Source organism: uncultured Xylophilus sp., assembly GCA_913776965.1.
Taxonomy (GTDB): Bacteria; Pseudomonadota; Gammaproteobacteria; order Burkholderiales; family Burkholderiaceae_C; genus Xylophilus.
Map to the genome: position 1 here is coordinate 1 of CAJYQL010000128.1, position 22,342 is coordinate 22,342.

A 22,342-nucleotide genomic window follows, 5' to 3' on the forward strand; every position below is an offset into this window, starting at 1 on the left:
CGCATGCCGGTGGCGCCGTCCGACACGGCGGGGCCGCCGGCATGCGTCCCCGGAAACGGATTCGCGCCCCACCATTCCAAACCGGCGATGCGGCCGCATGTGCCGTCGATGCCCTTGCGACGCCTGACCCTGCTGACCGCCCTGCTCCATCTCTATCTGGCGCTGCGGCTCGTCCCGGCGCTCGCGCCCTGGTGGCCAGCCGGGGCGGCGCTGGCGGCGGCCCTGGCAGCGTCGGCAGTCCTGGTGCCGCTGCCGTTCCTGCGCTCTGACCTTGGGGCGCAGCGCGGCGGTCGGGTGCTGCAGTGGGCAGGCTTGGTGGCGATGGGCTGGTTCTCCAGCCTGATGCTGCTCGCCCTGCTGCGCGACGGAGGATTGCTCGTGGCCTGGGTGGCGGGCGGGAAAGATGGGGACCGGCTGGCATCTCTCAGCGCCGCGGCCGTCGTCGTCGGCGCGGTGCTCGCGTCGCTGGTCGGGCTCGCGAACGCCCGCCGCACGGCCCGGGTCCGGCGGATCGACATCGCCCTGCCTGGCCTACCCCCGGCCTGGGACGGCTTCACCATCGCCCAGCTGAGCGACCTGCATGTGGGACCGACGATCCGCCGTGGCTATGTGCAGCGCATCGTGGACCGGGTAAATGCCCTGCAGGCCGATGCGGTCGCGATCACCGGCGATCTGGTGGACGGCAGCGTTCCGGAGTTGCGGGCGCATGTAGCGCCCCTGGCCGGCCTGCACAGCCGCCATGGCGTCTTCGTCGTGACGGGCAACCACGAGTACTACGCCGGCGCCCGGCCCTGGATCGCGGAACTGCGGCGGCTCGGCCTGAGCGTGCTGCTGAACGAACATGTGGTGCTGCAGCGGCCCGCGCCCGATGGCCTGGGCGATCCAGGCCTGGTGATCGCCGGCGTCACGGATTTCCATGCCGGCCATTTCGACCGCAGCCAGGCGAGCGACCCCGTGCAGGCAATCGCCGGGGCACCGGCCGGCGCCCCCCGCATCCTGTTGGCGCACCAGCCTCGCAGCGCGCCTGCCGTGGCGGCGGCGGGTTGTCAGTTGCAGCTGTCGGGGCACACGCATGGCGGCCAGTTCTGGCCGTGGAACCTGTTCGTGCCGATGCAGCAGCCCTTCGTCTCCGGGCTGCACCGGGTCGGCGCGCTGCAGGTGTACGTCAGCCGGGGCACCGGTTACTGGGGTCCGCCCAAGCGGCTCGGTGCACCGTCGGAGATCACGCTGGTACGGCTGCGCGCCGCAGCCTGAAGGTCACCCGGCCGCGTCCGCTGCAACGGCCGGCCCGGCGGTTGCCACCCGGTTGCGGCCTTCGCGTTTGGCGCGGTAGAGCGCCTTGTCCGCCAGTCCGATCAGATCGGTCGCTGGCGCCGCCTGCCCGGCGCCGCGCGCATGGTCCGGGAAGGTCGCCACGCCGCAGGACAGCGTGGCCGACAACGTGGCGTCGCCGTGCCGTATCGGCGTGGACACGAAAGCAAGCCGCACCTGCTCGGCCCGCTCCGTCGCGATCGCCAGCGGCGCCTCCGCCATCAGCAACAGGAATTCCTCGCCCCCGTACCGGCAGGCGATGTCCTGCGGCCGCACATGGCCGAGCATCAGCCGGGCGAGGACCTGCAGGGTGGCGTCGCCAGCGGCATGGCCGTGCGTGTCGTTGATGTCCTTGAAATGGTCGATGTCGATCAGTACGACCGAGACGGGCGCCCCCGTCGCACGGCAGCGCGCCAGCAGTTCGTCGGCCACCGCGCTCAGGTGGCGGCGGTTGTAGAGGCCGGTCAGCGGATCGCGCACCGCCTGCTCCAGCAGCAGCGCCTGCAGCGCGCGGATCTCGTCGTTCTGTGTGCGCAGCCGGCCGTTGGCCTGGTGCTGGTCCATCGCACGGCGGAAGCCGTCGTAGGCGAACATGATCAGATAAAGCGTCGTGGCCACGATGCAGAGCAGTGCGGTCGGCAGATCGGTCGCCGGCTGCAGCGGCGCCCCCCAACCCGACACCAGCGTCGCCACCACGGCGCCTCCCCAGGTCGCCGCCAGCCGCCACAGCCCCCGGTAGCCGTAGAACACCACCATGTTGAGGCAGTTGCCGATGAACAGTGTGAAGGCGACCCACAACGGCAGCCCCAGCCCCGCCGCCCAGAGCCCGCCCATCACTGCATCGGCCGACAGGTTCTTCATCTCGGCCGCACGCTGGTCGCGTGCGTGGCGGGCCCAGGCGTACTGCAGGTGCGGACAGACGAGGAACTGCAGCACCAGCAGGGCCCAGACCACCGCCCCGGTCCCGATGGCGATCAGGTGGGCTGCCAGCGCGAGGAACAGCAGGCCGTCGAAGAAGCTGCGGTTGCGGTGGTTCATCCGCACCAGCCAGTGGACTTTGGGGCTGGGGAGCTTGGCGGAGGATTCGGTCATCGGGCGCCTGTCGGGCCGGCCTGCCTTCCTGACAAGTTCATGCAAGCGGCAATCAACGACATGGGCTTTACACGCCAAGTCATGAACCCGGGAACGTCCGGCCGGAGAGGAAACACCATGAATCAGATTGTCGCCTTAGCGGGACATATAGCGCTGACCGCGGGAGCTTCAGGCTCCTCGCCCAACGGAGGAGATCAGTGGCTCGTGTGTGCTTCGAGGCCGCTGGAATATTCGATTCGCGCCAATCAAGGCGCCGGATGGTGCGAGAGTCTGACGCCTTATCGCTCCAAAGAGCACTAAGAAAAAAGCCCTGCAAGCGGTCGGCTTGCAAGGCTTTTTGCATGTGGCGGAGAGGGTGGGATTCGAACCCACGGTACGCTTGCACGTACGCCTGATTTCGAGTCAGGTACATTCGACCACTCTGCCACCTCTCCTGTGTGTCGAAGCGCGGATTCTAGCAGACCTTCGACGCCTTCTCAGCCCCGCAGCACGGTCAGGCCACCGAGATACGGCTGCAGCGCAGCGGGCACGGCGATGCTGCCGTCCGCGTTCTGGTGGTTTTCCAGCACCGCGACCAGCGTACGGCCGACGGCGAGGCCGGAACCGTTTAAGGTGTGCAGGTACTCGTTCTTACCCTGCGCGTTCTTGAAGCGGGCCTGCAGCCGGCGCGCCTGGAAGGCTTCGCAGTTGGAGACCGAGCTGATCTCGCGGTACGTGTTCTGCGCAGGCAGCCACACTTCCAGGTCGTAGGTCTTGGCAGCGCCGAAGCCCATGTCGCCGGTGCAAAGTTGGACCACGCGATACGGCAGTTCCAGCTTCTGCAGCACGGCTTCGGCATGGCCGACCATCGCTTCCAGCGCTTCGTCGCTTTTCTCGGGATGCACCACCTGCACCATCTCGACCTTGTCGAACTGGTGCTGGCGGATCAGTCCCCGGGTGTCGCGGCCGGCGCTGCCGGCCTCGGAGCGGAAGCACGGTGTATGGGCGGTCAGGCGGATCGGCAGGTCGGCTTCGGCGACCAACTCGTCGCGCACGAAATTGGTCAGCGGCACTTCGCTGGTCGGGATCAGGTAGAGCGCCGCGTTGTCGGGTACCGGCTCCGCGTCCTGGCCGCCTTTCTTCGCAGCGAATAAATCGCCCTCGAACTTCGGCAGCTGGCCGGTGCCGCGCATCGATTCGGCATTCACGATGTAGGGCACGTAGCACTCGGTGTAGCCGTGCTCCTGCGTCTGCACGTCCAGCATGAACTGCGCGAGTGCGCGGTGCAGCCGTGCGACCGGCCCCTTCATCACGGTGAACCGCGCACCGGCGAGCTTGGTGCCGGTCTCGAAGTCGAGGCCGAGCGGCGTGCCCAGGTCGACATGGTCCCGGACCGGGAAATCCAGGCTGCGCGGCGCGAGCCCGCTCGGGCTCCAGCGGCGGACCTCGACGTTGGCGGATTCGTCCTCGCCCACCGGCACGCTGGCATGCGGCAGATTGGGCACGGCCAGCAGCAGCGCCTGCAGTTCGGGCTGCAGGGCGTCGAGCCGCGCGGCCGAGGCGTCGAGTTCGGCCTTCAGCGCGCCCACTTCGGCCATGACGGCATCGGCGCTCTCGCCCTTGGCCTTCAGCTGGCCGATCTGCTTGGACAGGCTGTTGCGGCGGGCCTGCAGTTCCTCGGTACGGGTCTGGATGGTCTTGCGTTCGGATTCGAGCGCCTTGAAGGCGTCCACGTCGAGGAAAGGCTGCGGACGCTTGCGGGTTTCAAGGCGGGCCAGGACGGCGTCGAGGTCGCGCCGCAGAAGGGTGATGTCGAGCATGGCCGGATTGTAGGGAGCCGTACCATCGCGGATTTGGCTTCTCCGGGAGATCCGCATGTTCCACGTCTACGGGGTCGGGGGGCGCCTCTACAGCGGCGGTGCCGAGAACATGCCGGTGACGCCGGTGCGCCGCATCGAGCGGCTCGACACGGTCCACGCCTTCATGGCCGACGAGCGCGCCGAGGCGCTCGATACGCCGCCCACGGACACCCCGGCACGGCCCCCGCACGGGGTGGCGCAGGATGCGGTGGCCGCGTATGCGCAGGCCGCGCAGCCGGTCCCTGCGCGGACACCCCGGACGGTAGACACAGTGATGTCGCGCAACGTCGTGACGGTGCAGGCCGACGCGACGCTGGCGGAAGCCGCTGGCTGGCTGGTGCGGCATGGCGTGGGCCAGGCGCCGGTCCTCGACCGGCAGCAGCAGCTGGTCGGCCTGATCGGCCGGGCGGAACTGCTGGCGGTGCCCGACGCCGCGGCGGCGGTGGAGGCGCACATGCTGTCGCCGGTGCCGGCGGCCACGCCGACGACCGAGGTGCGCCGCGTGGCGCGGGTGCTGCTCGACAGCGGCCTGCCCGGCCTGCCGGTCATCGATGCCGACGGCGGCCTGGCGGGCTTCGTCGCGCGCGGCGATCTGCTGCGGGTGCTGGCGGAAGAAGCCGCGCTCGACACCTGGACCTGAGACGCTCAGGCCCTGTCCGGCGGGTGCGGCCGGCCGGCGCTGTCTCAGGCGTCCAGCCGCAAGCCCTTGGGCAGGGGGAACTTCACCGTTTCCTCGATACCGTCCATCTTGCGGACCGACACCGCGCCCATCGCCTTGATCCGGTCGATCACCGCACGGACCAGCACCTCGGGCGCGGAAGCCCCGGCGGTCAGGCCGACCCGCTGCACGCCCTCGAACCAGCCTTCCTGCAGCTCGCTCGCATCGTCGACCATGAAGGCGCGGGTGCCGAGCCGTTCGGCCAGTTCGCGCAGCCGGTTGCTGTTGGAGCTGGTCGGGCTGCCGACCACGATCACCAGGTCCACCTGCGGGCTCAGCACCTTCACCGCGTCCTGGCGGTTCTGGGTGGCGTAGCAGATGTCCTGCTGCTTGGGTTCCCGCACGCTCGGGAAGCGTGCACGGACGGCCGCCGAGATCTCCGCCGCGTCGTCCACGCTCAGCGTGGTCTGCGTCACCACCGCCAGCCGTTCGGTCTGCGCGGGCTGCACGCGGGCGACGTCGGCCACGTCCTCGACCAGGTGGATGCCGGAATCGAGTTGGCCCATCGTGCCCTCGACTTCCGGGTGGCCCTTGTGGCCGATCATGATGAATTCGTAGCCTTCCCGGGCCAGCTTCGCGACCTCGACGTGGACCTTGGTCACCAGCGGGCAGGTGGCGTCGAAGATCGAGAAGCCGCGCGCCCGGGCCTCGTCCTGCACCGCGCGGCTCACGCCGTGCGCGCTGAAGACCAGCGTGGCGCCGGGCGGCACGTCCGACAGCTCCTCGATGAAGATCGCGCCCTTGGCCTTCAGGTCGTTGACGACGAAGGTGTTGTGCACAATCTCGTGGCGCACGTAGATCGGCGCGCCGAACTTGGCCAGCGCTCGTTCGACGATCTCGATCGCGCGATCCACGCCCGCGCAGAAGCCGCGTGGCTCGGCCAGCACGATCTGCTTCTCGCCCGGGGCGACCGCGACCATCTGCGCCTGGATGCCGGCGCCCGAGCCCGGCCCCAGCTCGGGACGGCCGGCGGGCAGCACCAGCGTGTCGGCCGGTGCGGATGCCGTTTCAGAGGACGGTGCGGGCGTGCTCACAGGATGCCGATCACGTGGACTTCGAAGCTCACCGGCTGGCCGGCCAGCGGATGGTTGAAGTCGAACAGTACCGCGTCGTCGCGCAGCTGGCGCACCGCGCCGGCGTACTGGCCGGTGCCGTCGGGCGTCGGGAACTGGACCACGTCGCCGACGGCGTACTGCTCGTCCGGATCGCCCAGGCGGGCGAGCAGGCTGCGCGCGACCCACTGCTGCATCTCGGGATTGCGTTCGCCGAAGGCGGCGCCGGCGGGCAGGTCGAAGCGGGTGCGGGCACCTTCCGGCAGGCCGATCAGCTTCTCTTCCACGGCCGGGGAAAGCTCGCCGGCGCCGAGCGACAGCGTCGCCGGCTTGCCGTCGAAGGTGTTGATGACGTCGCCGGCGGGGCCCGACAGACGGTAGTGCAGCGTCAGGAAGGAGCCGGGCTGGACGGTGGCGGGGGCGTGCTCGGTGGACATGGGGCGCAGGGAATAAACTGGCCCCGATTGTAGGAAGCCGGTCATGCCCCGACATGCACCGGTGATTGCCCCCGGGGACGCGCATCCGGCCTGCCCGGCTTTTACCTCGACGCCGCCCGCCACGCCCCACTCCACCCCTCGCATGTCGTTCAAGGACCTCCCCGCCGACGCCCGACCGCGCGAGAAGCTGCTCGCCCGCGGTGCGGCGGCGCTCGCCGATGCGGAACTGCTGGCGCTGCTGCTGCGCACCGGCCTGCCGGGCAAGGGGGTGCTGCAGCTGGCGCAGGAGCTGCTCGACCGCTTCGGCGGCATCGCCGGGCTGCTGTGCGCCACCGCCGAGGACCTGAAGTCGGTCAAGGGCCTGGGCGGCAGCGCCAAGCGCGCCGAGCTGGTCGCGGTGCTGGAACTCTCGCGCCGCGCGCTTGCCGAGCGGCTGCGCACCCGCGAGGCGATCGACAGCCCCCGGGCGGTGCGCGAGTACCTGCAGCTGCACCTGGCGCACCGCCCGCACGAGGTCTTCGCGGTGCTGTTCCTCGATGCCCAGCACCGGCTGATCGTGCTGGAAGAGATGTTCCGCGGCACGCTGACGCAGAGCAGCGTCTACCCGCGCGAGGTGGTGATCCGCGCGCTGCACCACGGCGCCGCCGCGGTCGTGCTGGCGCACAACCATCCGAGCGGCAGCACCCGGCCGTCGCGGGCCGACCAGGCGCTCACGCAGACGCTGACATCCGCGCTGGCGCTGGTCGACGTGCGGGTCTTGGACCATGTGATCGTCGCGGCCGGCCAGACGTTGTCGATGGCCGAGGAAGGGCTGATGTGACGGCCGGCGACGCGCTCACCGCCCGTTCGCTGCAGGACCTGCAGGCGATCCGCCGGGCGCTGGCCGAGCGCGCCGCGCAGGCGGCCGCGGCCGAGGCACGCCGCCGCGCGGCCGAGGAGCGGCGCCAGGCCGAGCAGCAGATGTTCGCGCGCGCTGTCGGCCCGGTGCAGCCGCTGCCCGACCGCCGCCGCGCCGCGCTCGCGCCGGAGCCGCCGCCGCCGATCCCGGTGCAGCGCCAGCTGGACGAGCAGCGGGTGCTGCTCGAATCGATCAGCGACGACTTCGACGTGAGCACGCTGCTGGATACCGACGACCAGCTGAGCTTCCGCCGCCCCGGCGTGAACGTGGACGTGACCCAGCGGCTGCGGCGCGGCGACTGGTCGATCCAGCGCCAGCTCGACCTGCATGGCCTGCGCACCGACGAGGCGCGCGAGGCGCTCGCCGCCTTCATCCGCGAATGCCACAAGCAGGGCCTGCGCTGCCTGCGGGTGGTGCACGGCAAGGGACTCGGTTCGCCCGGCCGCACGCCGGTGCTCAAGAGCCGGGTGCAGTCCTGGCTGGTGCAGAAGAACGAAGTGCTGGCCTTCGTGCAGGCGCGGCCGCTGGAAGGCGGCGCCGGCGCGCTGGTGGTGCTGCTGCGGCCGGTATCGCGCTACGGCGGCTGACCGGTCATTGTTACGATGCTTTTGAGCATCCAGCGCCCGCCCCACCTGCGCAGGCAGCTCTTCTTTTCATAGCACATCGGTTCAGCGGCCGATCGACCCCAGCCGCGCGACCACCAGGTCGTGCAGCGTCTGCGCGGCGACCGACAGGCTGCCGTCGCGCCGCCGCACCAGGTAGATCCGCCGCGTCAGCTGCGGCAGCGGGATCGGGCGGATCGCCAGCGTCTCGCGGCGGAACTGGTACAGGGTGAGCGTCGGCACCACGCTGATGCCGACGCCCGCCTCCACCATGCCCATGACGGTGGCGAGCTGCTCGACCTCCAGCACCGTGTTCATCGCCAGCGGATGCAGCGCCGCCTCCAGTGCCTGCCGCACGCTGCTGTTGCGGGTCATGTGGACGAACGGGTACTGCGCGATGCGGCGCAGCGACGGCCGGGCCATCGCGGCGAGCGGATGGTCGGCGCGGCAGACCAGGTGGAAGCGGTCGGTGCAGAGCGGCTGCATCGCCAGGCCCGCTGCGTCGGCCGGCCGGGTGCCGCCGGAGGCGAGCGCGAAGTCGGCCTGCCCGCCGCGCACCAGGTCGACGCAGGCGTCCGACAGCTGGTCCGACAGCGCCAGCTCGACGCCCGGCCAGGCCGCGCGGAATTCGGCGAACAGCGCCGGCAGCCAGCCGGCCGCGAGCGACGGCAGCGCGGCGATGTGGACCCGGCCGCGCCGCCGCTCGACCTGGTCGCCCAGGTCCTGCAGCGCCTCGGCCATGCCCGCGAGCAGCCGGCGGGCCGACGGCTCGAACAGCCGGCCCTCGGGCGTGAGCTGCACGCTGCGGGTGGTGCGGTCGAACAGCCGCGTGCCCACAGCGTCCTCCAGCGCCTGGATCAGCGCGCTGAAGGCCGGCTGCGACAGGTGCACCGCCTCGGCCGCCCGGGTGAAGCTGGCCCGGTCGGCGAGCGCGAGGAAGGCGCGTAGCTGGCGGGTGGACAGATCGGGCGGCGCGGGAGGCATTGATCGGGTGTGTGGATGAATCGATCCGAACTTTCGATTTTACGGATCAGCCCATCCTGCCTACAGTGCAGCGCATGGCCGCACCGTCCACCCCTCCCCCGCTGTTCGTCGGCTGCGCCGCCGGCTTTTCCGGCGACCGCACCGACGCGGCCGGGCCGGTGGTCGAGACGCTGATCGCCCAGCTCGCCGCAGCGCCGGCCGGCGCCCGGGCGTTCCTGATCTTCGAGACGCTGGCCGAGCGCACGCTGGCGCTCGCGCAGTTGCGCCGCCGCGCCGACCCCGATGCCGGCTACGAGCCGCTGCTCGACGACCTGCTGCGGCCGGTGCTGGCCCGCTGCCTGGCGCACGGCATTGGCATCGTCAGCAACTTCGGCGCGGCGAACCCACGCGCCGCCGCCCGGCGCATCGCCGCGCTGGCGGCCGAGGCCGGCTGCCCGGCGCCGCGCATCGCGGTGGTCGAAGGCGACGACCTGCGCGAAAGCGACGCCATGCCGCAGCTGCGCACCCTGCTCGGCGACCGCATCGCCGGCCGCGACATCGTGAGCGCCAACGCCTACATCGGCGCAGCGCCGATCGCCGCCGCCCTGCGCGACGGGGCGCAGGTAGTGGTCTGCGGCCGGGTGGCCGATCCGTCGCTCGCGGTCGGGCCGGCGCTGGCGCACTACGGCTGGGCCGACGACGACTGGGACCGCATCGCCCGCGCCACCATGGCCGGGCATCTGCTGGAATGCGGCGCGCAGGTCTGCGGCGGCTACTTCGCCGACCCCGGCTACAAGGACGTGCCCGGCCTGGAGGCCGTCGGCTTCCCGGTTGCCGAGATCGACGCCGACGGCCGCTGCACCATCGTCAAGGCCGACGGCACCGGCGGCTGCCTGAACGAAGCGACGGTGAAGGAGCAGCTGCTCTACGAGGTGCACGACCCCGCCGGCTACCTGACTCCCGACGTGGTCGCGGACATCGCGGAGGCGACGGTGCAGGCTGCCGAAGACGGCCGCGTCGCACTCGACGGGGTGCGCGGCCACCCACGGCCGGACACGCTGAAGGTGAATGTCTGCTACGAAGGCGGCTGGCTGGCCGAGGGGGAGATTTCCTATGCCGGGCCCCGCGCAGAAGCGCGCGCCCGGCTGGCGGGCGAGGTGCTGGCGAAACGACTGCCCGCGCTGGCCCTCCGCATCGACCTGATAGGCGCGGTGAGCATCTTCGGCGACGACGCCGGCCGGTTGCGCACCGCCACGCCCGACGCCGGGCTGCGCGATGTGCGGCTGCGGGTCGCTGCCGCGCACGCTTCCCGCGCCGAGGCCGAGCGGCTGGTGCGCGAGGTGACCGCGCTCTACACCTGCGGCCCGGCCGGCGGCGGCGGCGTGCGCACCGCCCTCACGCCCCGGCTCAACACCGTCTCGTGCCTGCTGCCGCGCACCGCCGTGCCGGTTGCGCACACGATCGTCTGCACCGGAGAAGGCCGATGACCGCCGCCACCACCGAACGCACCGTCACCGTGCCGCTCTACCGGCTGGCCCACGGCCGCACCGGCGACAAGGGCGACCGGTCCAACATCAGCGTGATCGCCTGGCACCCGGACCTCTGGCCGCTGCTGGTCGCGCAGGTCACGCCGGAGGCGGTCGCGGCGCAGTTCGCGCACCGCCGGCCTGCCGCGGTCCAGCGCTACCTGCTGCCGAGCCTGCAGGCGATGAACTTCGTGCTCGACGCGGTGCTCGACGGCGGCGTGAACGACGCGCTCAACCTCGACACCCACGGCAAGGCGCTCGCCTTTCTGCTGCTCGACATGCCGGTCGCCGTGCCGGCGGAGCTGCAGCACCGGCTGGCCGGACCGGCCGTCTGATCTCCCGCTTTTTCCCCGTTCCCCCATTCCAACAGGAGACTTTCATGCATCCGCGCTTCCGCATCACCGCCCTCGCCGCCGCTGCCGCGCTCGGCTTCGCCGCCGCCCTGCCCGCCGCGGCCCAGTCGTTCCCCGACAAGCCGATCACCTTCGTCGTGCCGTTCGCCGCCGGCACCGCCACCGACCAGATCGCCCGGGCGCTAGCCAACGGCGTGACGGCCGAGACCAAGCAGCCGGTGGTGATCGACAACCGCGCCGGCGCAAGCGGCTTCATCGCGTCGCAGCAGGTCGCCAAGGCCGCGCCCGACGGCTACACCGTGCTGATCACCACCAACACGACGCACGCGGCCAACGAGCACCTCTACAAGAAGCTGCCGTACGACCCGGTGAAGGATTTCTCACCGGTCACCGCGCTCGGCAAGGGCGGGCAGATCATGGTGGTGAACCCCGCCTTCCCGGCGAAGACGGTGGGCGAATTCATCGCCGCAGCGAAGAAGGAACCGGGCAAGTACAGCTTCGGCAGCGGCAGCTCGTCCTCGCGCATGGCGGGCGAGCTGCTGCAGCAGATGGCCGATATCAAGCTGCTGCACGTCCCGTACAAGAGCAACACGCTCGGCGTGACCGACCTGCTCGGCGGGCAGATCGACACCATGATCACCGACACCGCGACCGGCCTGCCGCAGGTGAAGGCCGGCAAGCTGCGCGCCCTGGGCATGTCGAGCGCCAAGCGCTCGCCGCTGGCCCCCGACGTGCCGACCATCGCCGAAGCGGGCGTACCGGGCTACGAGATGGGCTACTGGTTCGCCGCCTACGCGCCGGCGAAGACGCCGCCGACGTTGGTGCAGCGGCTGCACGACCTGCTGGCGAAGGCCGCGAAGAGTGACGCCGCCCGCACTGCCTTCTACGAGCCGACCGGCACTGAGGTGTTCACCACCTCGCCCGAGGAGCTGGCGAAGTTCCAGGCCGCCGAATCGCAGAAGTGGGGCCGCATCGTGAAGGCGGCCGGCATCCAGGCGGAGTGATCCGGTCCGCGCGGCGACGCAGGGTCAGCGTGCCGCGATGTCGAGCAGCTCGACCTCGAAGGTGAGGTCCGCGTTCGGCGGGATCACGCCGCCCGCGCCGCGTGCGCCGTAGGCGGTGGCCGCCGGGCAGGTCAGCTTCGCCTTGCCGCCGACCTTCATCGTCTGCACGCCTTGGGTCCAGCACGGGATCACGCCGTTCAGCGGGAACGAGATCGGCTCGCCGCGCTTGTACGAGCTGTCGAATTCCTTGCCGTCGGCCAGCGTGCCGCGGTAGTGGACCTTGACGGTGCTGGTCGCCGTCGGCTGCGCGCCGGTGCCGACCTTCAGGTGGTCGACCTTGACGCCGGAGGGCAGCGTTTCGGCGGCTGCGGCGAGCGGCAGCAGACAGGCGGATGCGAACAGGACGGCCAGGGCGGAAGCAGATGTCATCGGTCGGGCGGCGGTGCGCCGGCAAAGTGGAGGGAAGCCGCGAGTCTGACCGATGCGGCCGAGACACATGCGGCAGCGCTCAGACGCCCTTGTTGCGCATCCAGTCGCCGGTCTGGAAAAAGCTCTTGTTCAGACGTGTCCGCAGTGCCTCGGGCACGCCGGTCTCGCCCATCGCCTGGTCCATGCAGGCCAGCCACTCGTCGCGCTCGCGGATGCCGATCGAGAAGGGCATGTGCCGCGCCCGCAGCATCGGATGGCCGAAGCGATCGGTGTAGTGCTGCGGCCCGCCCAGCCAGCCGCAGAGGAACCAGAACAGCCGCTGGCGGGCGTTTTCCAGTTCCGGGCCGTGGGCGGCGCGCAAGGCCGCATAGGCCGGCTCCAGGTCCATCAGGTCATAGAAGCGGTCGACCAGCGCGCGCACGCGGTCTTCGCCGCCGATCCAGTCGAAGGGGGTGTCGAACGGGGGTGTGTCTTCGATCTGCATGAAATCCGGCTCCTGCGCCCGCCGGTGCTGCGCACCCAGCTATGAAATCAATAGCATAGCGCAGACGCGACGAACGTTCAGTATCCGCCCTGCTCCGGCCCGGGCCCAGCATGGGGCCCCTGCATCCGCCGGAGACGCCATGCCTTACGAAACCACCTATTCCCCCGACGCGCCCGCGCGGGCCGACCTCGATGCCACCGCCGGCGCCACCGTGGTGGAGTTCGGCACCAACTGGTGCGGCTTCTGCAAGGCGGCGCAGCCGGCGATCGCGGAAGCCTTCGCGGTGCATCCCGAGGTGCGCCACCTGAAGGTCGAGGACGGCAGCGGCCGGCCGCTCGGCCGCTCGTTCAAGGTCAAGCTCTGGCCGACGCTGGTGTTCCTGCGCGACGGCCAGGAGGTCGCCCGGGTGGTGCGGCCGGACGGTCCGGGCGACGTGATCGACGCGCTCGCGAAGATCGCCGCCCGCTGATCGCGCCGCCGCAGGCGCTCCGCCGTCCTACGGCCCGGCCGTGCCCGGAGGATTAAGGTGGTGCGACAGTTACCCATCCACCACAACACAGGAGGCAACGATGGCCACATCCCCCCTTCCGCAAAGCGACATCGAGAAGATGAACGAGGTGCTCCATTTGCCCGACGCGCTGGACACACTCACCAACTCCGACCGCCACCGCGAGGAAGACGCCGCGCGGCATACCCCGCCGCCCGCGCCCGACGCGGACACCGGCGACACCCCTGCCGGCCGCGCGGACTGAAGCGCGGCCCGCGACGTTACAGATCGAGCTGGCGCCGGGCGATCGCGATGGTGGCGATGCGCACGGCGTCCACGTCCTGCGCGCCGCCGAAGAATTCGCCTTCCCAGGTCGCGACGTCCTTCTGGCTGCCGTCGACCGGGTCGCGGTGGACGATCTCGGCGCCGCAGCGTTCGCCGTCGACCCAGCAGCGCACCGCGTATTCGGGCTCGTCGTCGGGCGCCGGACCGAACTGGCCGTCGGCCGACGGCGGCGGGTCGTTCTCCGCGTCCGGCGGCCGCACGATCGACGCGATCGCATCGCCCTCGAACTGCAGCGGCCCGACCGACTGGCGGTCGCGCAGCCGCAGGCCCGGGCCCTTGGCCGGGACCGCCGTGGCGAAAAGCACCCGGTCCTCCGGGCGCGCGTGGTTGAGTTCCTGCACCAATCCCTCGTCGGTCAAAGCGGTCATAGCGCTTGCATCTCCTGGTGAAAGCCACACACAACGTTCGCCGCCATCGTATCCGCCACTACCGCACCCGCCTGTAGCATGCGGTAGCTTCCTGTCCTCTCCTGCTCGCCCTCTCGGCCCCTTCCCATGAATCCCGACGCCCACACCCTCTGGCGTGCCCCCCAATGGGCGCTGGCCGTCCTGCTCGCCGTGCTCGGCATGGTGGGGCCGTTCTCGATCGACACCTACATCCCGGCGTTCTCGGGCATCGCGCAGGCGCTCGGCGCCACGCCGGTGGAGATGCAGCAGACGCTGTCGGCCTACCTGTTCGGCTTTGCCTTCATGAACCTGTTCCACGGTGCGCTGGCCGACAGCTTCGGCCGCCGGCCGGTGGTGTTGTGGGGGCTGGCCGCCTTCACGCTGGCATCGGCCGGCTGCGCCCTGTCGCAGACGGTCGGGCAGCTCGTCTTCTTCCGGGCACTGCAGGGCCTGTCGACCGGCGCCGGCATCGTCGTCTCGCGTGCGGTGATCCGCGACATGTTCCCGCCCGCGCAGGCGCAGAAGGTGATGAGCCAGGTGACGATCTATTTCGGCGTGGCGCCGGCGGTCGCGCCGATCGTCGGCGGCTGGCTGTTCGTGCACCTGGGCTGGCACAGCGTGTTCTGGTTCCTGACGGCGGTGGGCGTGGTGCTCTGGACCGCCAACCTGCGCCTGCTGCCGGAGACGCTGCACCCCACACTGCGCCAGCCGTTCAACGTGCCGCACCTGATGCGCGGCTACTGGCAGCTCGGCTCCAGTCCGCGCTTCCTGCTGCTGGCGCTGGCCAGCGGCATCCCGTTCAACGGCATGTTCCTGTACGTGCTGTCGGCGCCCGCGTTCCTCGGCGACCACCTGGGACTGGCCCCCACGCAGTTTTTCTGGTTCTTCGTGCTCACCATCGCCGGCATCATGTCGGGCGCATGGCTGAGCGGCCGGCTCGCCGGGCGTATCGCGCCGAAGCGGCAGATCCGCCACGGCTTCGTGGTGATGCTGACGGTGTCGGTGCTAAACCTCGCCGCCAACCTGCTGTTCCCGGCGCACGCCGTGTGGGCCCTGGTGCCGATCGCGGTCTTCGCCTTCGGCTGGGCGCTGATGGTGCCGGTGGTCACGCTGCTGATGCTGGACCTGTACCCCGAGCGCCGCGGCATGGCGTCGTCGCTGCAGGCCTTCGTCGGATCGGCAGCCAACGGCATCGTGGCGGGCGTGATCGCGCCGCTGGTGATGCATTCGACCGTCGGGCTGGCAGCCGCGTCGCTGATGATGATGGGCGTCGGCCTGGTCGCCTGGCTGGTGCTCCACGCCCGCTGGCCGGAGATCGGCCGGGCGGTCGATGCGGTCACGCCGGCGGCGTCCTCCGAGCCGGCCTCCGGCCCCGCGCGCTGAGGCCGTCCCGCCAGGCCCTGACGGCGGCAGGTCCGCGCGACCTGCGGGGTCAGCGCTTGCGCCGGTCGACGCCCTCGGTTTCCCGGTAGTAGCGGGCCTTCTCGACGTACATCGCCTGGTCGGCGCGGCCCAGCGCGGCCTCGATCTGGTCGCCCGCCGCGCAGGTCGCGATGCCGACGGCCACGCTGAGCACCTGTCCGGTCTGCCCGGCATAGAACTGGTTGTTCAGTTCCAAGATCGACAGCATCCGGTCGCGCAGGTTCTGCGCGCCCCGCTCTTCGGTCCCGGGCAGCAGGATCACGAACTCGTCGCCGCCGATGCGCGCGGCCACGTTCGGCGCATCGACCGTCTTGGCGAGCACCTCGCCGACGCGCCGCAGCAGCGCATCGCCGGCGGCATGGCCCTGCTCGTCGTTGACCTGCTTCAAGCCGTTCACGTCGATCACCAGCACCGACAGCGGCCACGGGCCCTTGCGCGACAGGCGGTTCAGTTCCTCGGTGTAGAAGGCGCGGTTGCGCAGCTGGGTCAGCACGTCGTGCTTGCCCAGGTATTCCAGATAGGCCTCGGCTTTCTTGCGGGCAGTGATGTCCACCAGCGAGACCAGCACCAGGTCCCAGTGGGTCTGCCGGTCGGCCAGCACCGCGAACTGCATGTGGATGTAGATCGGCTCGCCAGAGAGCGAATAGTTCACCACCTCGCGCTGCTGCAGCAGCTTGCCGTCCCAGAGGTCGCGCAGCTGCTCGGCGAAGGAATCGCGCATCTCGTCGCGGAAGATGCGGCCGGTGTTGCGCAGCAGTTCGTTCTTGTTCTCGGCGGCGAACATGCGCAGGGTCTCGCGGTTCACGTCGATGACCCGGATCTCCTGCATGCAGCGTTCGACGAATTCCGGATGGACCTTGATGAAGGTGCCGAAGTCCCGGATGCCCTGCAGCCGCACATCGTCGAGCAGCCGCTTGACCGCGCTGAAATCCTCCACCCAGAGCGAGACCGGCGAATGGTCGAACAGCCCGCGCGCGTAGCGCTCGCTCGCGGCCAGCCGGCCTTCGGACTGCTTGCGCGCGGTGATGTCGTCGAGCGACAGCAGCACCCGGTCCCAGCGGTCGGCATGGCCGGGCAGCACCCGGGCCCGGATGAACACGTCGAGGCGGCGGCCGTCGAGCGCATAGTTGACCGTCTCGTTGACGAAGCCGAGCCGGCCCTCCCAGAGCTGGCACAGCTCGGCGATCACCCGGTGCGCCATGTCGTCGCGGAAGATGTCGCCGAGCCGCGCGACCAGCGTCGCCTGGTCGGGCGCGGCGAAGAGTTCCAGCGTGCGCTGGTTGACCCGCAACACCCGCAGCGACGCCATGCACTGCCGCACGCGGTCGGCGTCTTCTTCCAGGTAGTGACGCAGGTCGGTCACGCCCTCCTTGCGCCAGCGGTCGAGCAATGCCTTCAGGCCGCTGAAGTCCTCGAGCCACAGCGAGACCGGCGCCAGCTCGAACATGTGCTCGAAGTCGGTGGACGACGAGGACGGGGACGGTTCGGTCACGGCAGCTTTCCTGGGAAGGGTGGTCGGGCGGACATTGTCCACGCACGCGGAGAGCGCAAAAGCGGAAAAAGGCCCTGGAGGGCCTTTTTCGATGCTGCGGCAGGTCGCCGGTGCGTCAGCGGACCGGCTTGGCCGGGCGTCGGGCGCCGTCGTGCGGCACGTAGCCCTTGCCGGCCGGTGCCGGACGGCCGCCGGCCGGGCGACGGGCGCCCATGTCGCCCCGGCCGCCGAAGCCTTCGTGGCGCGCGCCGAAGTTGTCGGGGCGCGGTCCGCGGGCGTCCGGGCGCGGGCCGAAGCCGTCGCCGCGCGGCGCCGGACGGCCGCCGCCGAAGCCCGCGGCGTCGCCGAAGCCGGGCTTGCGGCCGAAGCCACCATCGCGGTCGCCACCGCCCCGCTGGTTGAAGCCGCTGGCGTTCTGGTAACCGCCGGCCGGACCGCGGCCATGGCCGGACCGGTGGCCGTCGCCGCCGCCACCAAAGCGGCGGCCGGCGTCACGGCCACGGCCGCCTCCGAAATCGCCGCCGCGCGGGCCGCGCATGTCGGGCATGCGCTGCTGCGGCTCCAGGCCCGGGATGGTCTCGGCCCTGAACTGCTGGCGGCTGTAGCCTTCGATGTCGAAAATCTTGCGGCGGTCGCGCATCTCGGCGAAGGTCACGGCCAGGCCGTCGCGGCCGGCGCGGCCGGTGCGGCCGATGCGGTGGGTGTAATCCTCGGCCTTCATCGGCAGGCCGAAGTTGAAGACGTGGGTGATGGTGGGCACGTCGATACCGCGGGCGGCCACGTCGGTCGCCACCAGGATCTGCACTTGGCCATTGCGCAGCGCCATCAGGCGGCGGTTGCGCAGGCCCTGGCTCAGCGCGCCGTGCAGCGCCACGGCGGAGAAGCCGTCCTGCTGCAGGTCGTTGGCCAGGCCGTCGCATTCGACCTGGGTGCTCGCGAACACGATCGCCTGGTTGATCGTGGTGTCGCGCAGCCAGTGATCGAGCATCTTGCGCTTGTGCATCGCGTTGTCCGCCCAGTACAGCTTCTGCTGGATGTTGGCGTGCTTCTCCTGCGGGCTGTCGATCTGCAGCTTCTGCGGCTCGCGCATCACGCGGGCGGCCAGCTGCTGGATGCGCGGCGCGAAGGTCGCGCTGAACATCATGGTCTGCTGGCGCTCGATGGTGAGCTGGTTGATCTCGGCCAGATCGTCGGAGAAGCCCAGGTCGAGCATCCGGTCGGCCTCGTCGACCACCAGGAACTTCACCTGGTCGAGCTTCAATTGCTGCGAGCGTTGCAGGTCCAGCAGGCGGCCCGGGGTGGCGACCACCAGGTTGGCGTTCTGCAGCTTGGCGATCTGCAGCTGGTAGGGCATGCCGCCGACCACGTTGGCGACCCGCAGTCCGCGGCAGTGGCGCACCAGGTCGATCGCGTCGTGCGCGACCTGCTGGGCGAGTTCGCGCGTCGGGCACAGCACCAGCGCGCCGGGGGTGGCGGCCTTGAAGTGGCGCGGGTTGGTCGGGTCCTTGCGCTTGGCGCGCTTCGGTGCCGGCTCGCCGCGGGCGGCCGCGTCGGCCACGGCACGGTCGAACTCGGCACGCTCGGCGGCTTCGGCTTCGGCCTGCTGGCGGATCAGCGTGTGCAGCACCGGCAGCAGGAAGGCGGCGGTCTTGCCGCTGCCGGTCTGGCTGGACACCATCAGGTCGATGTAGCGGCGGTCGCCGGCATCGCCGGAGCCCATCGCCAGCGGAATGGCCTTGTCCTGCACCCCGGTGGGCTGGGTGAAGCCCAGGTCGGCGACAGCCTGCACCAGCTCGGGTGCGAGGCCGAGGCGGACGAAGCCGTTCGGTGCGTCGGCCATCGGTGCGGCAGCGTCGCTCTGGGCTTCGAGGGCCGCAGCGGCGGCGGTATCGGGCACCAAGCGCTCGATGGCGGCGGAGGTGGTGGAATCGATGGAAGATTGCGCAGGCGCGAAGTCGCCCTGCACGGCGAGCGTGTCGGTCATGGAGTCTTTCTCGGACAGCAACGCCGCGGGCGCAGCCCGCGGTCGCTTCGTCAGGTGGTTACGAAACACCAACCATCAAACGAAGCCTGCGCACTCGTGGCGAGCGCGCTGGGGGCATTTTTGCGGGGAGTCTTCCGTTGCTGGGAAGGCCGCAGGCCCGGTGCATGAAGGCAGATGTACAAAATGCGCTCGCCGCCTGTCTAGAGGCGTGGCGTTCGGCGCAGCAAGCGATTATCACCCGATCCGGGTTTTCCCGCAAGCTGTTCGGCGTTTCACGCCTGCGGCGGCTGGGCCTGCAGGAACCGGTCGCGGTAGTAGGCCAGTTCCTCGATCGACTCGTGCACGTCGGCGAGCGCCGTGTGCTTCTGCGCCTTCTTGAAGCCGGCGTACACGTCCGGCCTCCAGCGCTTGGCGAGCTCCTTCAGCGTGCTGACGTCGAGGTTGCGGTAGTGGAAGAAGGCCTCGAGCTTCGGCATGTAGCGCACCAGGAAACGCCGGTCCTGGCCGATGCTGTTGCCGCACAGCGGCGCGGTGCGCTTGGGCACGTAGCGCGCCAGGAAATCGATCAGCTGCTGCTCGGCGTCCGCCTCGGTCACGGTCGAAGCCTTGACCCGGTCGATCAGGCCGCTGCGGCCGTGGGTGCCCTTGTTCCAGGCGTCCATCGCGTCGAGCCGCTCGTCGGACTGGTGGATCGCGAAGACCGGCCCTTCGACGCGGGTCGCGAGGTCCGGGCCGGTGACGACGACCGCGATCTCCAGGATGCGGTCGGCGTCGGGCTCCAGGCCGGTCATTTCGCAGTCGAGCCAGACCAGGTTGTGCTCGGATTTGGCCAGCGTCGCGGCCGCGGGGATGTTCGTGTCGGGCATGGCGGCGATTGTCGCCGATGGCCTACACTGCCCAGCCCATGCCGACCGTCCCCTCCCCGATCCTGCAAACCGCGCTCTGGACGACCGTGGTGTTCGCGCTGGCGCTGGTGGCGAACCTGTCGGTGAAGTTCTGGCTCGCGTCGCGCCAGGTGCGCCATGTGGCAGCCCACCGCGATGCAGTGCCCGCGCCGTTCGCAGGGCGCATTCCGCTCGACGCCCACCGGCGCGCCGCCGACTACACCCTCGCCAAGACCCGCCAGGGCCTGATCGAGCTGGCCGTCGGCACGGCGGTGCTGCTCGGCTGGACGCTGCTCGGCGGGCTAGACCTGCTCAACCGCGCCCTGCTGGCCTGGCTCGGCGGCGGCATGGTGCAGCAGATCGCGCTGGTCGCCGCCTTCGTGGCCATCGGCGCGCTGGTCGATCTGCCGTTCGCCGCCTGGCGCACTTTCGTACTGGAGGAGCGTTTCGGCTTCAACCGCACCACGCCGCGGCTGTGGTGGGCCGACCTGCTGAAATCGACCGCCGTCGGCGCGGCGATCGGCCTGCCGGTGCTCGCACTGGTGCTGTGGCTGATGCAGGCCGCCGGTCCGCTCTGGTGGCTCTGGGCCTGGGCGGCGTGGATGGGCTTCAACCTGCTGCTGCTGGTCGTCTACCCGACCCTCATCGCCCCCCTGTTCAACCAATTCCAGCCCCTGGAAGACGCCACGCTGAAGGCCCGGGTGACCGCGCTGATGCAGCGCTGCGGCTTCTCGGCGCGCGGCCTGTTCGTGATGGACGGCAGCCGCCGCAGCGCGCACGCCAATGCCTACTTCACCGGCTTCGGACGGGCCAAGCGGGTCGTGTTCTTCGACACCCTGCTCGCGCGGCTGACGCCGGCCGAGGTGGATGCGGTGCTGGCGCACGAGCTCGGCCACTTCCGCCTGCGCCACATCCCGAAGCGCATCGTCGCGATGTTCGCGATGAGCCTTGGGGGCTTCGCTGCGCTCGGCTATCTCTCGACCGCGCCCTGGTTCTACCTGGGCCTGGGCGTGCGGCCGAACATGGCGGCACCCAACGATGCGCTCGCGCTGCTGCTGTTCCTGCTGGCGGTGCCGGTGTTCGGCTTCTTCCTGTCACCGCTGTCGGCCCAGATGTCGCGCCGCCACGAGTTCGAGGCCGATGCATACGCGGTCGCGCAGACCAGCGGCGCCGACCTGTCGGACGCGCTGCTCAAACTCTACGAGGACAACGCCTCCACGCTCACGCCCGATCCGCTGTTCGTGCGTTTTTACTATTCCCATCCGCCGGCGGCCGAACGGCTGGCGCGGATGGCCGCCTGACGGAGCCGTCGCGATGGCACAGGATTTAAAGCAAAAAGACTGGTCTGCGCAGACCCGGCGTGCGCTGACTGCTACGGAAATCGTAGCAAAGCTGGCGCAGCTCGACGGCTGGCGCCTGACCGGCGACGGCGCCGACGTGGCGATCGAGAAGACGTTCACCTTCACGGACTACTACCAGACGCTCGCCTTCGTGAACGCGCTGGCGCTGGTCGCGCACCGGCAGGACCACCATCCCGACCTGGCCGTAGGCTACGGACGCTGCACGGTACGGTGGAACACCCACGACGTGCAGGGCCTGTCGGCCACCGACTTCGACTGCGCGGCCGCGACCGACGCGCTGGTGGCGCCCTGAGGTCCGCACGCGCCCTCCTCCGCCATGGCCGCGCCTGACCTCCACGACGGCCTAGTCGTGGCCACCCACGGCCGGCACTGCATGGTCGAGTCGCCGGACGGCAGCCGCCGCATCTGTCATCCGCGCGGCAAGAAGAGCCAGACGGTCGTCGGCGACCGGGTGCGGTGGCAGGCCGCGCCCGCCGGCCAGGGCGACGAGGGCACGGTCGAGAAGGTGCTGCCGCGCCGCAACCTGTTCTACCGCCAGGACGAGCTGCGCACCAAGTCCTTTGCTGCCAACCTGGACCAGATCCTGGTGCTGGTGGCGGCCGAGCCCGAACTCTCGGCGCACCAGCTGTCGCGCGCGCTGATCGCGGCGGAAGCCGAGCACATTCTGCCGATCGTGGGGCTGAACAAGCGGGACCTGGCGGTACCGTTCGCCAAGGCCTGGGAGCGGCTGGCCCCCTACCGCGGCATGGGCTACACGGTGCTGCCGCTGGCCCTCACTACCGCCGCTGCGGAAGACCGCGACCGGCTGCTGGCGCTGCTCGCGGGCAAGACGACGCTGGTCCTCGGGCCGTCCGGCGCTGGCAAGAGCACGCTGATCAACCTGATGGTGCCGGGCGCGCTGGCGGCAACCGGCGAGATCTCGCAGGCGCTCAACTCGGGCAAGCACACGACCACCAGCACCAGCTGGTACTGGGTCGATGCGGACCGCACCACCGCGCTGATCGACTCGCCCGGCTTCCAGGAATTCGGGCTGCACCACATCCCGCCGGCGAGCCTCGCCACCTGCATGCCGGACATCGCCGCCCATGCCGCCGACTGCCGCTTCTACAACTGCAGCCACCTGCACGAACCGGGCTGCGGCGTGCGGGACGCGGTGCGCGACGACGGCGCGGACGACTCCATCGACCCGCACCGCTACCGCATCTACTGCGATCTGCATGCGGAACTGAGCCAGCCGCCGCGCTACTGAATCCGGTGCGGGGGCGACGTGTCGT

General features: G+C 70.5%; 24 protein-coding genes and 1 tRNA gene. 13 read left to right on the top strand and 12 right to left on the bottom strand.

Annotated elements, in window-relative coordinates; all coding sequences use genetic code 11:
* Nucleotides 1–87 precede the first annotated feature (87 nt).
* Nucleotides 88–1,254: a metallophosphoesterase gene (locus QZ500_RS17740; protein ID WP_366763531.1), complete on the top strand. Its 1,167-nt coding sequence runs from the start codon at nt 88–90 to the stop codon at nt 1,252–1,254.
* Between the two features lie 3 nt (nt 1,255–1,257).
* Here QZ500_RS17740 and QZ500_RS17745 read toward each other — a convergent pair whose 3' ends face one another.
* From QZ500_RS17745 to serS, 3 genes are all read right to left on the bottom strand, one after another.
* The gene (locus tag QZ500_RS17745; RefSeq protein WP_295857116.1) at nt 1,258–2,403 is read right to left on the bottom strand and encodes a GGDEF domain-containing protein; all 1,146 of its coding nucleotides are present in this window, start codon (nt 2,401–2,403) and stop codon (nt 1,258–1,260) included.
* Nucleotides 2,404–2,747: 344 nt separating this feature from the next.
* A tRNA-Ser gene (locus QZ500_RS17750) sits at nt 2,748–2,837 on the bottom strand.
* Between the two features lie 42 nt (nt 2,838–2,879).
* Nucleotides 2,880–4,202: a serine--tRNA ligase gene (serS, locus tag QZ500_RS17755; protein WP_295857118.1), complete on the bottom strand. Its 1,323-nt coding sequence runs from the start codon at nt 4,200–4,202 to the stop codon at nt 2,880–2,882.
* A 55-nt stretch (nt 4,203–4,257) separates the two neighbouring features.
* Here serS and QZ500_RS17760 point away from each other — a divergent pair, with 55 nt between their 5' ends.
* Nucleotides 4,258–4,881 (top strand): CBS domain-containing protein, encoded by a 624-nt coding sequence (locus tag QZ500_RS17760; protein WP_295857120.1) that lies wholly within the window; start codon nt 4,258–4,260, stop codon nt 4,879–4,881.
* Nucleotides 4,882–4,925: 44 nt separating this feature from the next.
* Here the strand turns inward: QZ500_RS17760 and ispH are convergent, their stop codons facing one another.
* Entirely contained in the window at nt 4,926–5,879 is a 954-nt protein-coding gene (gene ispH, locus QZ500_RS17765) for a 4-hydroxy-3-methylbut-2-enyl diphosphate reductase (RefSeq protein ID WP_295857356.1), read from the bottom strand.
* A gap of 110 nt (nt 5,880–5,989) precedes the next feature.
* On the bottom strand, nt 5,990–6,448 hold the full coding sequence (locus QZ500_RS17770) for an FKBP-type peptidyl-prolyl cis-trans isomerase (protein ID WP_295857121.1): 459 nt from the start codon (nt 6,446–6,448) through the stop codon (nt 5,990–5,992).
* Nucleotides 6,449–6,590: 142 nt separating this feature from the next.
* Between QZ500_RS17770 and radC the strand changes: the two genes are divergently transcribed.
* Both radC and QZ500_RS17780 read left to right on the top strand, forming a co-directional pair.
* The gene (gene radC / locus QZ500_RS17775; protein ID WP_295857123.1) at nt 6,591–7,268 is read left to right on the top strand and encodes a DNA repair protein RadC; all 678 of its coding nucleotides are present in this window, start codon (nt 6,591–6,593) and stop codon (nt 7,266–7,268) included.
* Nucleotides 7,265–7,933 (top strand): Smr/MutS family protein, encoded by a 669-nt coding sequence (locus tag QZ500_RS17780; RefSeq protein WP_295857124.1) that lies wholly within the window; start codon nt 7,265–7,267, stop codon nt 7,931–7,933. The genes radC and QZ500_RS17780 overlap by 4 nt, the downstream gene beginning before the upstream one ends.
* An 81-nt stretch (nt 7,934–8,014) precedes the next feature.
* Here the strand turns inward: QZ500_RS17780 and QZ500_RS17785 are convergent, their stop codons facing one another.
* Complete coding sequence (locus QZ500_RS17785) at nt 8,015–8,932, bottom strand: LysR family transcriptional regulator (protein WP_295857125.1); 918 nt, start codon at nt 8,930–8,932, stop codon at nt 8,015–8,017.
* Between the two features lie 74 nt (nt 8,933–9,006).
* Here QZ500_RS17785 and QZ500_RS17790 point away from each other — a divergent pair, with 74 nt between their 5' ends.
* The 3 genes from QZ500_RS17790 to QZ500_RS17800 are packed head-to-tail and all read left to right on the top strand — an operon-like array spanning nt 9,007 to nt 11,794.
* On the top strand, nt 9,007–10,398 hold the full coding sequence (locus QZ500_RS17790) for an acyclic terpene utilization AtuA family protein (protein ID WP_295857126.1): 1,392 nt from the start codon (nt 9,007–9,009) through the stop codon (nt 10,396–10,398).
* On the top strand, nt 10,395–10,772 hold the full coding sequence (locus QZ500_RS17795) for a hypothetical protein (protein WP_295857128.1): 378 nt from the start codon (nt 10,395–10,397) through the stop codon (nt 10,770–10,772). The genes QZ500_RS17790 and QZ500_RS17795 overlap by 4 nt, the downstream gene beginning before the upstream one ends.
* Before the next feature lie 44 nt (nt 10,773–10,816).
* On the top strand, nt 10,817–11,794 hold the full coding sequence (locus QZ500_RS17800) for a tripartite tricarboxylate transporter substrate binding protein (RefSeq protein WP_295857130.1): 978 nt from the start codon (nt 10,817–10,819) through the stop codon (nt 11,792–11,794).
* A 24-nt stretch (nt 11,795–11,818) separates the two neighbouring features.
* Here QZ500_RS17800 and QZ500_RS17805 read toward each other — a convergent pair whose 3' ends face one another.
* Nucleotides 11,819–12,223 carry an FKBP-type peptidyl-prolyl cis-trans isomerase gene (locus QZ500_RS17805; RefSeq protein ID WP_295857132.1) on the bottom strand — a complete coding sequence of 135 codons (405 nt, stop codon included), beginning with the start codon at nt 12,221–12,223 and terminating at the stop codon, nt 11,819–11,821.
* 79 nt (nt 12,224–12,302) lie between these two features.
* Nucleotides 12,303–12,707 carry a group II truncated hemoglobin gene (locus QZ500_RS17810; protein ID WP_295857134.1) on the bottom strand — a complete coding sequence of 135 codons (405 nt, stop codon included), beginning with the start codon at nt 12,705–12,707 and terminating at the stop codon, nt 12,303–12,305.
* Between the two features lie 139 nt (nt 12,708–12,846).
* Between QZ500_RS17810 and QZ500_RS17815 the strand changes: the two genes are divergently transcribed.
* Both QZ500_RS17815 and QZ500_RS17820 read left to right on the top strand, forming a co-directional pair.
* On the top strand, nt 12,847–13,176 hold the full coding sequence (locus QZ500_RS17815; RefSeq protein WP_295857136.1) for a thioredoxin family protein: 330 nt from the start codon (nt 12,847–12,849) through the stop codon (nt 13,174–13,176).
* 100 nt (nt 13,177–13,276) lie between these two features.
* The gene (locus QZ500_RS17820; protein ID WP_295857138.1) at nt 13,277–13,459 is read left to right on the top strand and encodes a hypothetical protein; all 183 of its coding nucleotides are present in this window, start codon (nt 13,277–13,279) and stop codon (nt 13,457–13,459) included.
* A 16-nt stretch (nt 13,460–13,475) separates the two neighbouring features.
* Here QZ500_RS17820 and QZ500_RS17825 read toward each other — a convergent pair whose 3' ends face one another.
* Entirely contained in the window at nt 13,476–13,907 is a 432-nt protein-coding gene (locus tag QZ500_RS17825) for a hypothetical protein (RefSeq protein ID WP_295857140.1), read from the bottom strand.
* Between the two features lie 126 nt (nt 13,908–14,033).
* On the opposite strand from QZ500_RS17825, the gene QZ500_RS17830 reads away from it, so the two are divergent.
* Nucleotides 14,034–15,308, top strand: a complete 1,275-nt coding sequence (locus QZ500_RS17830) for a multidrug effflux MFS transporter (protein WP_295857142.1) — start codon at nt 14,034–14,036, stop codon at nt 15,306–15,308.
* Nucleotides 15,309–15,357: 49 nt separating this feature from the next.
* Here the strand turns inward: QZ500_RS17830 and QZ500_RS17835 are convergent, their stop codons facing one another.
* From QZ500_RS17835 to orn, 3 genes are all read right to left on the bottom strand, one after another.
* Complete coding sequence (locus QZ500_RS17835; protein ID WP_295857358.1) at nt 15,358–16,794, bottom strand: sensor domain-containing diguanylate cyclase; 1,437 nt, start codon at nt 16,792–16,794, stop codon at nt 15,358–15,360.
* Between the two features lie 160 nt (nt 16,795–16,954).
* The gene (locus QZ500_RS17840) at nt 16,955–18,823 is read right to left on the bottom strand and encodes a DEAD/DEAH box helicase (protein WP_295857143.1); all 1,869 of its coding nucleotides are present in this window, start codon (nt 18,821–18,823) and stop codon (nt 16,955–16,957) included.
* Between the two features lie 272 nt (nt 18,824–19,095).
* A complete protein-coding gene (orn, locus tag QZ500_RS17845; protein WP_295857144.1) occupies nt 19,096–19,689 on the bottom strand; it encodes an oligoribonuclease in 594 nt (197 codons plus the stop codon).
* Nucleotides 19,690–19,727: 38 nt separating this feature from the next.
* On the opposite strand from orn, the gene QZ500_RS17850 reads away from it, so the two are divergent.
* The 3 genes from QZ500_RS17850 to rsgA are packed head-to-tail and all read left to right on the top strand — an operon-like array spanning nt 19,728 to nt 22,317.
* Nucleotides 19,728–21,008, top strand: coding sequence for a M48 family metallopeptidase (locus tag QZ500_RS17850; RefSeq protein ID WP_295857145.1), 1,281 nt, complete (start codon nt 19,728–19,730; stop codon nt 21,006–21,008).
* A gap of 13 nt (nt 21,009–21,021) precedes the next feature.
* Nucleotides 21,022–21,360, top strand: coding sequence for a 4a-hydroxytetrahydrobiopterin dehydratase (locus tag QZ500_RS17855; protein WP_295857146.1), 339 nt, complete (start codon nt 21,022–21,024; stop codon nt 21,358–21,360).
* 24 nt (nt 21,361–21,384) lie between these two features.
* Entirely contained in the window at nt 21,385–22,317 is a 933-nt protein-coding gene (gene rsgA / locus QZ500_RS17860; RefSeq protein WP_295857148.1) for a ribosome small subunit-dependent GTPase A, read from the top strand.
* Nucleotides 22,318–22,342 lie beyond the last annotated feature (25 nt).

What these genes read in the sequence shown, in the direction of transcription:
- QZ500_RS17835 (WP_295857358.1), bottom strand. Translation starts at nt 16,794, where the DNA reads ATGTTCGAGCTGGCGCCGGTCTCGCTGTGGCTCGAGGACTTCAGCGGC.
- rsgA (WP_295857148.1), top strand. Translation starts at nt 21,385, where the DNA reads ATGGCCGCGCCTGACCTCCACGACGGCCTAGTCGTGGCCACCCACGGC.
- QZ500_RS17830 (WP_295857142.1), top strand. Translation starts at nt 14,034, where the DNA reads ATGAATCCCGACGCCCACACCCTCTGGCGTGCCCCCCAATGGGCGCTG.
- ispH (WP_295857356.1), bottom strand. Translation starts at nt 5,879, where the DNA reads ATGGTCGCGGTCGCCCCGGGCGAGAAGCAGATCGTGCTGGCCGAGCCA.
- QZ500_RS17820 (WP_295857138.1), top strand. Translation starts at nt 13,277, where the DNA reads ATGGCCACATCCCCCCTTCCGCAAAGCGACATCGAGAAGATGAACGAG.
- QZ500_RS17815 (WP_295857136.1), top strand. Translation starts at nt 12,847, where the DNA reads ATGCCTTACGAAACCACCTATTCCCCCGACGCGCCCGCGCGGGCCGAC.
- orn (WP_295857144.1), bottom strand. Translation starts at nt 19,689, where the DNA reads ATGCCCGACACGAACATCCCCGCGGCCGCGACGCTGGCCAAATCCGAG.
- QZ500_RS17810 (WP_295857134.1), bottom strand. Translation starts at nt 12,707, where the DNA reads ATGCAGATCGAAGACACACCCCCGTTCGACACCCCCTTCGACTGGATC.
- QZ500_RS17840 (WP_295857143.1), bottom strand. Translation starts at nt 18,823, where the DNA reads ATGACCGACACGCTCGCCGTGCAGGGCGACTTCGCGCCTGCGCAATCT.
- QZ500_RS17800 (WP_295857130.1), top strand. Translation starts at nt 10,817, where the DNA reads ATGCATCCGCGCTTCCGCATCACCGCCCTCGCCGCCGCTGCCGCGCTC.
- QZ500_RS17805 (WP_295857132.1), bottom strand. Translation starts at nt 12,223, where the DNA reads ATGACATCTGCTTCCGCCCTGGCCGTCCTGTTCGCATCCGCCTGTCTG.
- QZ500_RS17855 (WP_295857146.1), top strand. Translation starts at nt 21,022, where the DNA reads ATGGCACAGGATTTAAAGCAAAAAGACTGGTCTGCGCAGACCCGGCGT.
- QZ500_RS17850 (WP_295857145.1), top strand. Translation starts at nt 19,728, where the DNA reads ATGCCGACCGTCCCCTCCCCGATCCTGCAAACCGCGCTCTGGACGACC.
- QZ500_RS17825 (WP_295857140.1), bottom strand. Translation starts at nt 13,907, where the DNA reads ATGACCGCTTTGACCGACGAGGGATTGGTGCAGGAACTCAACCACGCG.
- radC (WP_295857123.1), top strand. Translation starts at nt 6,591, where the DNA reads ATGTCGTTCAAGGACCTCCCCGCCGACGCCCGACCGCGCGAGAAGCTG.
- QZ500_RS17740 (WP_366763531.1), top strand. Translation starts at nt 88, where the DNA reads ATGCGGCCGCATGTGCCGTCGATGCCCTTGCGACGCCTGACCCTGCTG.
- QZ500_RS17785 (WP_295857125.1), bottom strand. Translation starts at nt 8,932, where the DNA reads ATGCCTCCCGCGCCGCCCGATCTGTCCACCCGCCAGCTACGCGCCTTC.
- QZ500_RS17745 (WP_295857116.1), bottom strand. Translation starts at nt 2,403, where the DNA reads ATGACCGAATCCTCCGCCAAGCTCCCCAGCCCCAAAGTCCACTGGCTG.
- serS (WP_295857118.1), bottom strand. Translation starts at nt 4,202, where the DNA reads ATGCTCGACATCACCCTTCTGCGGCGCGACCTCGACGCCGTCCTGGCC.
- QZ500_RS17790 (WP_295857126.1), top strand. Translation starts at nt 9,007, where the DNA reads ATGGCCGCACCGTCCACCCCTCCCCCGCTGTTCGTCGGCTGCGCCGCC.
- QZ500_RS17760 (WP_295857120.1), top strand. Translation starts at nt 4,258, where the DNA reads ATGTTCCACGTCTACGGGGTCGGGGGGCGCCTCTACAGCGGCGGTGCC.
- QZ500_RS17770 (WP_295857121.1), bottom strand. Translation starts at nt 6,448, where the DNA reads ATGTCCACCGAGCACGCCCCCGCCACCGTCCAGCCCGGCTCCTTCCTG.
- QZ500_RS17795 (WP_295857128.1), top strand. Translation starts at nt 10,395, where the DNA reads ATGACCGCCGCCACCACCGAACGCACCGTCACCGTGCCGCTCTACCGG.